This window comes from Pseudovibrio sp. Alg231-02, assembly GCF_900143565.1.
Lineage (GTDB): Bacteria > Pseudomonadota > Alphaproteobacteria > Rhizobiales > Stappiaceae > Pseudovibrio.
The window spans coordinates 48,459-61,391 of sequence record NZ_FREX01000006.1; the positions used below are offsets into that span (position 1 = coordinate 48,459).

A 12,933-nucleotide genomic window follows, 5' to 3' on the forward strand; every position below is an offset into this window, starting at 1 on the left:
GCATGACGCTATTTGACTTCGACCGCGTGCCATTCTCCCGCCACCAGCGCTTTACAACGCTCTCCATGATGTGCGGTCAGGATGATGAACAACGCTGCTATCTACGCTATGTCGCTGGTGGAGATGAGCGACCAAGCCTGGGCCGCTTGTGCAAGCTGGAGTTTCTGAGCAAGGATGGCACAGTACTCACCCCTCAGTTCACGCTGTCTCCACATCGTCTGGATGTTGATCTGTTCTCAAATGAGAGAAAGCAGGGATATGTCAGCTTCTGCATTGGTGAGGGAGAACTGCTACATATCAAAGGGCAGGGCGTCTTACTGAAGTTCACCTTGGAAGGCTCCCGCTATGATTACGCTTTCCAACACCCCAACGGAGACCAATGTATCGTTGCAGCAGGTGAAAACCTGCGCCTGACACCGTTCACAACAGCTGGTGATGCCGTTGTTGAAGGCAACTGGCGCCGCGATCATGCAGACAACGTTTCCCTGATCTTTTCTGGAGAGCAGTTTGAAGGTGGTATAATCCTTCACCGCCGCCTCTGTCCTGAAGTCGAGAAACAGTCCTTCGAAGAAGCTCAGGCAACATCTCGGCAAGCCTTTTTCAACTGGCATGGCAAGCAAGACCAAAGTGAAGCGGAGCAACTCGCCACCTACCTCCTTTGGGCAAACACTGTTCCTGCAGAAGGAGCGCTAACGCATCCGTCTACCTACATGTCCAAGAACCACATGATCAATATCTGGAGCTGGGACAACGCCTTTTCTGCAATCGGGCTTGCTGGTATCGATCCTGATCTGGCATTTAGTCAGTTCGCTGCAATTTTTGACTGGCAAGATGACAGCGGACTACTGCCAGATTTTGTGCACGATGCTGGCGCTTCCTTTGCATTCACAAAACCACCCGTCCACGGTTGGGCACTCCTGCACATCTTTGAAGCCTATCGTGATTGCTTTAACTCAGAGCAGCTCGTGTATCTCAGAGACAAGATGGAACGCCAGCTCAGCTATTGGCTCACGCATACACGCGCAAGTGAACAGGAGCTTCCCAGCTACTTTCACGGCAACGACAGTGGCTGGGACAACGCCAGTTTCTTCGATCACGGCGGTCCGGTCGTTGGACCAGACCTGCCAACATTCCTATGCCTGACAGCCACCTGCATTGCGCGGCTCTACCGCACATCAGAAGACCCGAATACCGCGAGTAAGTTTGATTATGTCAGCAAACAAATGAAAGACCTGATGATAAACCAGCTATGGAACGGCAAGACCTTCGACTTCCGCAAACCTGCTCAGCCAAACTTGGTCTTGCCAGACACTAGCCTAGCGCAGTTTATGCCTCTTCTGCTTGGCAGTGATCTGCCAAGAGAGATTGCAGGCAAACTCATAGAAAGGTTCAATACTCAGGGCTTTCTCACAGAATGGGGACCTGCTACTGAAAACCCGCAGAGCACGTATTATGAAGCCGATGGGTATTGGCGTGGGCCAATATGGGCTCCAACGACACTGCTGATCTTTGACGGTTTATGCCGGCAAGGCGAAATCCGGCTGGCTCACGAGCTGGCAAAGCGGTTCATGAAAACCTGCGAGGCCTCAGGAATGGCGGAAAACTTTGATGCCTTGACTGGAGCCGGTCTTCGCGACAAAGCCTTCGCTTGGACATCTGCCGTTTATCTTCGTTTTCAGAATGTGCTTTCTAAAGCGCAACTGACCCCAGCTTGAGTACCCTATGGCGCAAAGACCGACGATCAAAACAATTGCTAAGGAAACCGGGCTTTCAACGGCAACAGTATCGAAAGCACTAAATGCCTCACCGCAGGTGCGCCCACGCACACGTGACAAAGTACTGCAAGCGGCTAAAGAGCTGGGATACGAACTTAACATCAGTGGAGTTCAACTCCGGACTGGCAAGACCTATCAGATAGCCATGATCACAGTCATTGCATCACCTGATGATGACGAATGGGCAGGTGTTGGTTACACGCAGCTGATCAGCGGAATATCCCGTGCAATTGAGCATACGCCTTACAGAGTTGTGCAGCATCAGGTTGCCAGTTTTGATGATAGCTTTGAGGTTATAAAACGCATCATTCAAAACAAAAAAGCCGATGGAATCATCATCTCCGGGACGAGAGCAAATGATCCGCGCATCAGCTTCATGCAAGAGCAGGACTTTCCGTTTGTTACCTACGGAACCAGTGACGCCAGCGCACCCCATGCGTTTGTTGATACCGATAACCGCCGTATTGTGACGATCTGTGTTGAGCGTCTGCTCTCCAAAGGTCATCGCCGCATCGCGATGATCAATGCCAGAGAAGAGTTGAACTATACTCAAAACCGTATTGAGGCTTACAAAGCCGCACTGTCAAAGGCGGGCCAGACATGCGACCCTTCACTGCTTGCTTACGGGCGCCTGACACCGGCCTTCGGGCGAGAACAGCTTTTTGAAATGTCTATGTTTGATGAGCCGCCGACTGCCTACATCTGTGCCAATGAAGCAACCGCAATGGGGGTTCTGTCAGGCTTTCAGGTGCGTGGTATGGAACATGGCCGGGATGCTGTCGTTATTGCGACAGATGACCTGAACGTGTCGCAGTATTTCTCACCGCCAATTACAACATGTTATCTTCCGATATCAAAGCCGAGCGAAACGCTGGGCAAGTTCATGCTGGACTTAATTGGCGGTGAGGATCCTATCAATCTCCAAAAGCTGTTCGTACCAGACCTCATCGAGCGCGGCGCAGATACCTGTAACTTGGAGAGACAGTAAGGGCTCTTCAGCCGCTCCCATCTGCAATCAGAGCGACATTCTTATACCCTTGCTTTGCAAGCGCCTCTGCTCCGCGCCATGCGCGCAGGCCTGTGCGGCAGCAAAGGATGATACGGTGTGCCGCGGGGAAGTCGTGCTGGCCGAGTTCATCGGGGGCAAGGCGCAGTGCGGTATTGCAGACAGGTTGGGGGGCTTCCAATGCATCTCGAAGCTCAATCACTACGTCGTCCTGCCTCAGTTCACTAACTGAGATAAAGGGTGCATGCCAGTCCGGTTCTTTGGCGTTGAGAAACGAAAAGCCACCGAACTTAAATCCCTTAAAATCCACTGTGGTGAGACGACCCAATGGGCTGGGAGAAAAGTCCAGCAGCACCGCTAAAGTCATTTGTGCCTGTATGGCTCCGATGCTGCCGACCGAAGGGCCGAGGACACCCGCACTGGCGCAATTGGCAGAGTTGGTTGGTGGGGAGGGGAAGACAGCTCGCAGTGATGGCGCACCACCACAAAAACCTCCGAGATAACCGGAGGTTCCAAGCGCAGAGGCTGAGATAAGCGGCTTGCCTTGTCGGTAGCACTCATCTGAGAGCGTGTAAGAGGCTGCAAACGTATCTGCAGCATCCACGATGATATCTGCCTGAGCAATCAGTCCGCCCGCATTCGCAGGTTCCAGAGCAATGTTAAGGGCGTGTAGCTCCACCTCTGGGTTGTATCCATGTAACCGAGCTGCTGCGGCATAGGCCTTGCTCTCCCCCACATTTGCCGGTGAATACAAAGGCTGTCGATGCAGATTACTCTCTTCAATCACATCGGGATCAACAATCGTGATAATGCCCACACCGGCACCGGTAAGATATTGCAGGACAGGGCAGCCTAAACCGCCAGCACCAACAACGAGGACATGAGCGGATAGCAACCGCTCTTGCCCTGCGGTTCCAACTTCTGGCAAGAGCATCTGGCGATCATAACGTGTCATTGCTTACAAGCCTCCACCCATTCCTGAGTTCGGGCAATCGGATCGTGTGCCTGTAAAATGTCTGTCACCACTGCAGCGCTATCAGCACCAGCTTCAAACACACCGGCAAGTCGCTCCGGCGTTAACCCACCTATGGCAACAAGAGGCGTCTCGCCCACCATCTGTTTCCAGCGGCTGACACGCTCCAAACCTTGCGGTGCCCACTTCATTTTCTTCAGCTTGGTTGGATAGACCGGGCCCAGAGCGACATACTCGAGCTTGAAGGAGAGGGCGCGATCCAACTCGGCCTCATCATGGGTGGAAAGACCAAAGCGAACACCAGCCTTCTGGAGTGCAGCAAAGTCAGCACTGTCCATGTCTTCCTGTCCGAGATGAACGAAATCACAGCCAAGCTCTAACGCCAGCTCCCAATAGTCATTGATGATCAGTTGAACGCCATGTTGACGGCAATAGTCACGAGCCTGTGCAATTTGCAGACGAACAACCTGTTCAGGTTGGTCTTTGATCCGTAGTTGAACAAGCTTCACGCCCTGGGGGACAAGCTTTTCAATCCAGTCTGCGTCTCCGGCAATCAGATAAAACCGTTCCATCAGATCAACTCCGCCATGCCAAGGGTTGGGGTAGAGGGAACCGCCATGTCGCGTGGGTCCATAGGGTCTGCGATGTATCCATTCCGCCCTGCTTCAATTGCCTGTGCCATGGCCTGCGCCATCAAAACCGGGTCACCCGCTTTGGCAACTGCGGTGTTGAGTAGAACAGCATCCATGCCAAGCTCCATTGCACGCGCGGCGTCAGAGGGGCGCCCAATACCAGCATCCACGATCAAGGGTACATCCGGAAAATGCGCCCGCATGGCCCGCAAGGCCTCAGGATTTCGCAGGCCCTGACCAGACCCGATGGGAGCCCCCCATGGCATCAGCAGTTCGCATCCGGCTTCCAACAGCTTTTCGCCAACCACAAGATCATCAGTTGTGTATGGAAACACCTTGAAACCATCTGCACAGAGAAGCCTCGCAGCTTCGACCAACCCAAACACATCGGGCTGTAAGGTGTCTGAGTTGCCGATAACCTCTAGCTTGATCCAGTCAGTTCCAAATAACTCGCGAGCCATCTGTGCAGTAACAACGGCTTCTTGCACGCTATGGCACCCAGCGGTGTTGGGCAGAATTTTACAGCCACTATCTTTCAATAGCCCCCAGAAACCAGCCCCAGAACCGTCAGCGGTTTCGCGCCGCAAAGAGACCGTGATGATCTCTGCTCTGCTGGTCTCAATTGCTTTTTGCAATACTGCAGGAGAGGGATATTGCGCTGTCCCGAGCAACAGCCGGGAACTGATGTCTGTACCATAAAGCTGCATGTTACCCTCCCTGCATAGGCGCAAGAACTTCCAATCTATCGCCTTCTGAAAGGGATGTCTTAGGGTAGTCCTCACGAGGAACAAAACGGCCGTTCAAAGCCGTCGCAACAGCGGGGCTGGTGAACTCTAGCTCCGTAAGAGCATCCTCCAACGTTTCGTTGGAGACCTCGCGTGGTTCCGCATTCACGATGATCTTCATGCGAAAGTCTCCTTCAAAAGATGTTGTGCTGCTTGCTGTGCCAGTGCTGGTGCAAGCAGAAAGCCGTGGCGGTAAAGCCCGTTGAGGTGAAGAGACCCGTCATGCTCGACCAGTCGAGGCAAGTTGTCTGGAAACGCTGGACGCAATCCCGCTCCAATTTCCACCACACTGGCCTCGGCAAAGGCAGGGTGAATGGCAAAGGCTGCACTCAGCATTTCTGTAAGGGAGCGAAGAGTAGGAGGACGGTCAGAGTTACTCTCCACCATGGTCCCGCCAATCATGAACAAACCATCAGCCCGCGGCACCAGATAAAGCGGCATACGTGGGTGTAAGAGCCGGATGACACGGGAAAGCTGAACCTCAGGACAATGCAAAATCGCCATCTCACCGCGCACAGCCCGCAAGTCAGGAAGGCTGGATGCGGTTGCTGTGCAATTGAGATTGACCCGCTCAGGCGCAGTTCTTCCATAATGGATCTCTACCCCAAGCTCCTGAACAGCCCCTGTCAGGTCAGCCAGTGCCTGCCGTGGATCAAGATGAGCTTCCTCTTTGAAAAACAGCCCGCGCTCAAAGCGTCCAGCCAATGCTGGCTCCAGATCTGAGATCGCTTGACCGTTCACCTCGCTAAAGTGTGAGGTCCGCCGTGCAAAGCGGGTCAGCTCGGCCTGATCGCGCGGCGGAGTAACCACCAGCGTTCCGTGCCGGGTCACAGGCGTTACCTGAGACCACCAATCAGCGGCCTGCACCCCACGTGTAACAACGTCTTCTTCTGCGCTTTCACGCTCGCAATACGGAGCAAGCATGCCGCCGGCAAACCGTGCGACACTGCTTTCGCCCGGTTTAGCGGATTTTTCAAAGATAGTGACGGATGCACCGCGCTTTGCCAGCTCATAGGCGGAAGCCAGCCCCGCAAGGCCAGCTCCTGCAATCGTAATCACTGCTCTGTTCCTTCAAGTGGCAGATACAGCTTGCCACCTTCCCGGAACTTGGCTGCCATGGCCTCCATACCTTCCTTCTGTGCTTCCGCACGGATGTCATGGGAGATCCGCATGGAGCAGAACTTCGGTCCGCACATAGAACAGAAATGAGCCACTTTATGCGCGTCTTTTGGCAGCGTTTCATCATGGAACTCTCGCGCAGTGTCTGGGTCGAGAGAAAGGTTGAACTGATCCTCCCAGCGGAACTCAAAGCGTGCACGGGACAAGGCATCATCCCGCCGCTGGGCACCCGGCAATCCTTTCGCAAGATCAGCCGCGTGAGCTGCAATCTTATAGGTGATCACACCGGTTTTCACATCATCCCGGTCCGGCAATCCCAGATGCTCTTTTGGTGTCACATAGCAAAGCATGGCACAGCCAAACCACCCGATCATCGCAGCACCAATGCCGGAAGTGATGTGGTCGTAGCCAGGAGCGATATCCGTGGTGAGAGGGCCAAGCGTGTAAAACGGTGCCTCATGGCAGCATTCCAGCTGCTTATCCATGTTCTCTTTGATCTTGTGCATGGCCACATGACCCGGGCCTTCAATCATCACCTGACAATCCTTGGCCCATGCAATCTTGGTCAGCTCCCCAAGCGTCTCCAGCTCGGCAAACTGGGCTTCATCATTTGCATCTGCAATGGAACCCGGACGCAATCCATCACCAAGAGAAAACGCCACATCGTACTGGCGGCAAATATCGCAGATCTCGTCAAAGTACTCATAGAGGAAGCTGTCTTTGTGATGATGCAGACACCACTTCGCCATGATGGAACCACCACGGGAGACAATCCCCGTCACGCGATTAACGGTCATCGGCACCATGTGCAGGCGCACTCCAGCATGGATGGTGAAGTAATCAACCCCTTGCTCTGCCTGCTCAATCAACGTGTCGCGGAAGATTTCCCAAGTCAGATCCTCCGCAACTCCATTCACCTTCTCAAGTGCCTGATAAAGCGGGACGGTCCCAATCGGTACAGGGCTGTTGCGGATGATCCATTCACGGGTGTTGTGAATGTTACGACCGGTAGACAGATCCATCACCGTGTCAGCGCCCCAGCGGATCGACCACACCATCTTGTCGACTTCCTCTTCCATAGAGGAGGTAACGGCAGATGTACCCATATTGGCGTTGATCTTGACCAGAAAGTTCCGCCCGATGATCATCGGCTCACTCTCAGGGTGGTTGATGTTTGACGGAATGATCGCGCGGCCAGTAGCCACCTCATCACGTACAAACTCTGGTGTTACATAATCTGGAATGCTCGCACCCCAGTCGTTGCCACACCGCTCTTCTGCAACCGCTTCCCGCAACTGGTTTTCGCGGATGGCAATGAACTCCATCTCCGGTGTGATAATGCCAGCGCGGGCATAGGCCAGCTGGGTGACGGCTTTTCCGTCCTTTCCGCGCAAGGGGCGAGGCTTCACCGGAAACTCAGGAACAAGTCGGTCGCCTTTCACAAAACCATTGTCTTCAGGCTTAATCTCACGGCCATCATACTCCTCGGTGTCACCGCGCGCCTCGATCCACTTGCGCCGTAGAGCAGGCAAACCTTCAGAAATATTCGTTGTTGCCGTAGGGTCTGTGTATGGGCCGGAACTATCATAGACTGGCAGTGGTGGTTCACCTGCTGTCGGGTGAACGCTGATTTCGCGCATGGGCACAAGCACGTCTTCGTGCAAGCTGCCACGAACATAGATTTTGCGCGCTGCTGGCAAAGCGCCTGTGGTGATGGATGGGTTCGGCGTCGTCATAATGGTGCTCCTCAAGTTCATAACTCGAAAAAGACACCAGATGAGTTTTGGCTGGGAAACGGCAGAAAGAACTTCTGCTGCTAAGATCGCGGTTGTTACACTAGCCTTACAAACAGGCCCCGCGACCCGTGCTTCCTACGCCAGTATCAACTGGGTCAGGTTCTAAGGGTCGCGTCGCCGAGCTTGCGCTCTGTCAGCCTCTCAGTCTCCTTGGTGAGACTCCCCTGCATACATGATTTTGCTAGAACGATTATGAACTAGTGTCAAGGCAGGTTCGGTTCAGGTGAGGTTCAGAAATCTTTTGTAAATTGGATTTTATGAGAGGGGAGTTGCTGACACTTATTGGATTTTGCGGTTTGCGTTCCTATCTCTCATCTAAGAATTTCACATCTGGATATCGCGAAAAATAATATCAACGAATGCCTGAAAACTATTCTCTCCCATCCGTTTTAGCTGGCCCAATCTTGCGTCGACTGGAAACCTCACGTTTAACATTCTGGCTCGCAGTGCGCGCTCCGGCGGATGTGAAACTGGATTTGCTCCCACAAGGCCGTGAGCCGCAAACCTACGAGCTGACGAAAGCGCAAACTGAGGTAAACCTGATCTCAGCAGGGGTACATCTCCATTACCTCCTGATCGATCTGCCTCTCCAAAGCCCTCTACCGCATGACACTTGGATCAGTTACCGCCTTGCTCTGCGTATGGAGGATGATGAGGAGGCTGGGTGGCAGGATCATTCCGTATGGGCTCCTGATCTCTGCTATGAAAATCAGGAACTCCCAGGCTTTCTGCTAAGCTCAAAAGTTTCCTCACTCCTGCACGGGTCTTGCCGCAAACCACATCACGAATCCGGCGATGGTCTGGTCGCAGCTGATCTGTTTCTGGCAAAGCATATCAGAGCTGAGAAGGGCACCAAAGTTGATAAGGAAAAATGGCCAGCTGCCCTCGTGATGAGTGGCGATCAGATTTACTCAGATGATGTTGCTGGCCCCATGTTGCGAGCTATCCATGTGCTCATCGAAAAACTCGGCATCACTGAGGAACAGCTGGTGGGCTTGGAAAGCAAAGTGCCTGCAAAGGCATCAGATTTCTACCAGCACGGCGACACCTACTACCGCCGCGAAAAATTTCTCCCAAGTCTGGAGAAAAACCGAAAGCTCTGGCTTGTCTTGTTCGGTGGCGTAGAAAAACCGATCTTCACTGCTGATCATGCCCATAACCATCTGATCACACTTGCTGAATTCTTGGCAATGTACCTCCTCGTCTGGTCTCCGGCGCTATGGGAACTGGTTGAGACAGATGTCCCCGAAGGACTGACACCAGAAGAAGCAGCGCTCTATGAGAGCGAACAGAAAATCCTGAAGGAGTTTGTTGCGGGTCTCAGCCAGGTGCGCCGCCTGTTTGCCCATCTTCCGGTTGCGATGATCTTTGATGACCACGATGTCACTGATGACTGGAACCTCAACCGTGATTGGGAAGAGACCGCCTACGGCCATCCGTTCTCCCGACGGATCATTGGCAATGCCTTGTGTGCCTATATGCTCAATCAGGGGTGGGGCAACCGACCTGAAGCGTTCTCAGGTGGAACACTTGAAGCGATGACGCGAGCTGTCACGGTGCCCGGCACAAATAGCTACGATGAGTTTCTGGATCATCTCTTCGCCTTTGAAAACTGGGACTATCACTGGGAACTAGACCCACCACTGCTGGTGCTGGATACGCGCACACGTCGATGGAGATCTGAGCGGGCAGGGTATCTACCCTCGGGTCTTCTGGACTGGGAAGCGGTCACAGATTTACAACGATCTCTGCGCGGAAAAGACGCCGTGCTACTCGTCTCCGCAGCTCCGATCTTTGGCGTAAAGCTGATCGAAACGCTGCAGAAGCTGCTCACGTTCATGGGCAAGCCGCTCATGGTGGATGCGGAATACTGGATGGCACATCCGGGAACGGCAGATGGCATTTTGAACGTGTTCCGCCACCGCAAAACGCCAGATCGCTTTACGATCCTTTCCGGTGATGTGCACTACTCCTTTGTTTACGATGTCGAGTTGCGCGGACACTCTCGTGGGCCTGACATCTGGCAAATCTGCAGCAGTGGCATCAAAAACGAGTTCCCGACCAAGCTGCTTGATAAACTCGACCATCTGAACCGCTGGCTCTATGCGCCTCGCTCCCCCTTGAACTGGCTCACCAGACGGCGCGGCATGAAGGTTATTCCGCGCAAACCTGTGGGCACGCATCATGGCCGACGCTTGTTGAATGCAAGTGGCATTGGATTAGTTGAGTTTGATGAACACGGTGGCCCAGATCAAATCAGCCAGTTGCTGCCTGATGGACGTCAGGTCGTCTTTGTACGCCGCGAAGAAGAAGCACGCTGGGATTGATCAAGAAAAAACTAGGTCCAAAACAATACCTGTGGCCTGCAATTGTCACAGGTAACTGCTAGAAATCTATTGGGATTACGCAAGTTGCGGGTCTTTTCTAATATATCATTGCCATATCGTGAGTTGTTGGTATGCTATTGGTATCAGGGAGAGTCTCGTGTCCAGCATATCCAAAAAAGTGGGGTTTCCAGAACATTCCAATCCGCAGGAGTGGCGTGAAACCGAGCAAAGATCTTCACGTTATGCAGGCTTGGAAACATGGGGGACTGACGAAGTCCTCAAAGCCTTGCTGGGTGGTCAAATGCAAGCCCTCAACGCTGTTTGGTCTGCGTTGGGAGAGCTGGAAGCCGCAGTTGATGCAGCTGCCCAAAGACTACAGGGAACCGAAGGTCGACTTGTGTACGTCGGCGCAGGGACCTCAGGCAGACTGGGCGTTCTGGATGGCATTGAACTCATCCCTACATTTGGCTGGCCAGAGCATCGCCTGATCTATGGTCTGGCAGGCGGTGAAGCTGGATTGTTACGCCCGCAGGAAGGCGCTGAGGACAGCGAAGAAGCAGGCCGTGCTTTCATTTTGGAGAATAATGTCAGCGCTTCTGATGTCGTTTTAGGTGTTGCAGCAAGCGGCACCACACCTTTTACCCGCTCTGCCATTCAAACCGCCAGAGGCGCGGGGGCTTTGACCATATCACTGGCGAACAATCCACAAAGCCCGTTACTGGCCGATGCTGAGCATGAAATCCTGTTAAGGACGGGTCCTGAAGTATTGGCAGGATCAACCAGACTATCCGCAGGTACCAGCCAAAAAGCGGCGCTCAACCTGTTCTCTACGGCGCTTATGGTGCGGTTGAAGAAGGTATATCGTGGCTACATGGTGGATATGCAGCTGACCAACATCAAGCTTGATCAGCGCGCCAAAGACATGGTGGTCTCACTCACCGCTTGCTCTCAGGAGAAAGCCGCTGCGGCCCTGCATGAAAGCGGAAGCCAGATTAAACTGGCTGTCTTGCTGGTGCTGGGAGCAACAAAACAACAGGCCACCAATGTATTGAATGAAACTCAGGGAGATTTGGGAGAATCTCTTCGGGTGCTTGGGTTACATCAACCTGATTGATTTATGCGCGCATTGCGATCCGCTTAGATCGTAATGCGCCAACAGGAATATTCGCCCGCTGGGGGGGGCAGGCGAGTTGCGATACCGACGGTTTTTCAAGGCGGTATTCGATTATTTGTTATGGGAGGAAATAATGAAACACTATTTGTCATCAGGCATTGCTGCATCCCTGCTTTTGGGCTCCGCATCCTTTGCTTTTGCTGCTTCAGAACTGACAATTGAGAGCTGGCGTAACGACGACTTGAGCATCTGGCAGGAAACCATTCTGCCTGCGTTTATGAAGGCGCATCCAGAGGTCAAAATCAGATTCTCGCCAACAGCTCCAACGCAATACAACGCTGCACTGAATGCAAAGCTGGAAGGTGGAACCGCTGGTGATCTGATCACATGCCGTCCGTTTGATGGGTCGCTGGATCTTTACAGCAAAGGTTACCTGAAGAACCTGCAGGGCATGGCAACCCTCGACAACTTCCCGGATTCAGCAAAAGGGGCGTGGAGCACAGATGATGGCAGCGCAACCTTCTGTGTGCCAATGGCCGCTGTGATCCACGGCTTCATCTACAACAAGGATGCTTTTGCTGAAGTCGGTGTTGAACCACCGAAAACTCAAGCAGAGTTCATTGCTGTTCTCGACAAGATCAAGGAAGACGGCAATTACATCCCAATGGCGATGGGCACGTTGGATCAGTGGGAATCCGCTGCAATGGGCTATCAGAATATTGGGCCAATGTACTGGAAAGGTGAGGAAGGTCGTAAGGCAGTCGTTGCTGGCACCGGCAAGTTGACGGATGATGGCTGGGTAAAGCCGTTTGAAGTGCTGGCAAGCTGGGGGCCGTACCTTGGGGATGGCTATGAAGCTCAATCCTATCCGGATAGCCAAACCCTGTTCACACTGGGCCGCGCTGCAATCTATCCATCAGGCTCTTGGGAAATTGCAGGCTTCAACCGCGATTCAGACTTCGAGCTTGGCGCCTTCCGTCCACCTCTGCCAGCAGAGGGTGACAGCTGCTACATCTCAGACCACACTGACATCGGCATTGGCCTGAATGCAGCCTCGTCAAATTCTGAAGCTGCCATGAAGTTCCTTGAGTGGATGGGCACCAAAGAGTTTGCAGAACTCTATTCCAACGCTGTGCCGGGCTTCTTCTCTTTGTCCAAGCATGAGATCTCGCTCACTGATCCATTGGCGGACGAGTTCATCTCCTGGCGTAAAGACTGTCAGTCCACCAACCGCTCTGCGGCACAGATCGTTTCTCGCGGTACTCCAAACCTCTGGAACGAAATGTGGGTCGTGTCTGCAAACGTCATCAATGGCAAGCAGACACCTGCGGACGCAGCGAACCAGCTTCAGAAGGGGCTGAGCGCCTGGTACGAACCTCAGATGGATTAAGCCATCTCTCTGACTG

11 protein-coding genes and 1 riboswitch are annotated in these 12,933 nt (G+C 53.4%); of the genes, 5 read left to right on the top strand and 6 right to left on the bottom strand.

Going from position 1 to position 12,933, the window contains the following annotated elements:
• Positions 1-2: 2 nt before the first annotated feature.
• Positions 3-1,715 (top strand): amylo-alpha-1,6-glucosidase, encoded by a 1,713-nt coding sequence (locus tag DHN43_RS16285; protein ID WP_108819305.1) that lies wholly within the window; start codon positions 3-5, stop codon positions 1,713-1,715.
• A gap of 7 nt (positions 1,716-1,722) precedes the next feature.
• Positions 1,723-2,763, top strand: coding sequence for a LacI family transcriptional regulator (locus DHN43_RS16290; protein WP_108819306.1), 1,041 nt, complete (start codon positions 1,723-1,725; stop codon positions 2,761-2,763).
• Positions 2,764-2,770: 7 nt separating this feature from the next.
• Here the strand turns inward: DHN43_RS16290 and DHN43_RS16295 are convergent, their stop codons facing one another.
• From DHN43_RS16295 to thiC, 6 genes are read right to left on the bottom strand one after another with little or no spacing between them, the layout of a single operon-like run.
• The gene (locus tag DHN43_RS16295; RefSeq protein ID WP_108819307.1) at positions 2,771-3,736 is read right to left on the bottom strand and encodes a HesA/MoeB/ThiF family protein; all 966 of its coding nucleotides are present in this window, start codon (positions 3,734-3,736) and stop codon (positions 2,771-2,773) included.
• Entirely contained in the window at positions 3,733-4,326 is a 594-nt protein-coding gene (locus DHN43_RS16300; RefSeq protein ID WP_108819308.1) for a thiamine phosphate synthase, read from the bottom strand. Before DHN43_RS16300 ends, DHN43_RS16295 begins: the two co-directional genes overlap by 4 nt.
• Positions 4,326-5,093, bottom strand: a complete 768-nt coding sequence (locus DHN43_RS16305; protein ID WP_108819309.1) for a thiazole synthase — start codon at positions 5,091-5,093, stop codon at positions 4,326-4,328. The genes DHN43_RS16300 and DHN43_RS16305 overlap by 1 nt, the downstream gene beginning before the upstream one ends.
• A 1-nt stretch (position 5,094) precedes the next feature.
• Positions 5,095-5,292 (bottom strand): sulfur carrier protein ThiS, encoded by a 198-nt coding sequence (thiS, locus tag DHN43_RS16310; RefSeq protein ID WP_108819310.1) that lies wholly within the window; start codon positions 5,290-5,292, stop codon positions 5,095-5,097.
• Positions 5,289-6,230 (bottom strand): FAD-dependent oxidoreductase, encoded by a 942-nt coding sequence (locus tag DHN43_RS16315; RefSeq protein ID WP_108819311.1) that lies wholly within the window; start codon positions 6,228-6,230, stop codon positions 5,289-5,291. Before DHN43_RS16315 ends, thiS begins: the two co-directional genes overlap by 4 nt.
• The gene (thiC, locus tag DHN43_RS16320; protein ID WP_108819312.1) at positions 6,227-8,026 is read right to left on the bottom strand and encodes a phosphomethylpyrimidine synthase ThiC; all 1,800 of its coding nucleotides are present in this window, start codon (positions 8,024-8,026) and stop codon (positions 6,227-6,229) included. Before thiC ends, DHN43_RS16315 begins: the two co-directional genes overlap by 4 nt.
• Positions 8,027-8,141: 115 nt before the next feature.
• A riboswitch (TPP riboswitch) is annotated at positions 8,142-8,262 on the bottom strand.
• A 183-nt stretch (positions 8,263-8,445) separates the two neighbouring features.
• On the opposite strand from thiC, the gene DHN43_RS16325 reads away from it, so the two are divergent.
• The 3 genes from DHN43_RS16325 (at position 8,446) to DHN43_RS16335 (ending at position 12,917) form a co-directional block, all read left to right on the top strand.
• Positions 8,446-10,413: a hypothetical protein gene (locus DHN43_RS16325; protein ID WP_108819313.1), complete on the top strand. Its 1,968-nt coding sequence runs from the start codon at positions 8,446-8,448 to the stop codon at positions 10,411-10,413.
• A 166-nt stretch (positions 10,414-10,579) separates the two neighbouring features.
• On the top strand, positions 10,580-11,527 hold the full coding sequence (locus tag DHN43_RS16330; RefSeq protein WP_244306809.1) for an N-acetylmuramic acid 6-phosphate etherase: 948 nt from the start codon (positions 10,580-10,582) through the stop codon (positions 11,525-11,527).
• A 133-nt stretch (positions 11,528-11,660) separates the two neighbouring features.
• Complete coding sequence (locus tag DHN43_RS16335) at positions 11,661-12,917, top strand: ABC transporter substrate-binding protein (protein WP_108819315.1); 1,257 nt, start codon at positions 11,661-11,663, stop codon at positions 12,915-12,917.
• Positions 12,918-12,933 lie beyond the last annotated feature (16 nt).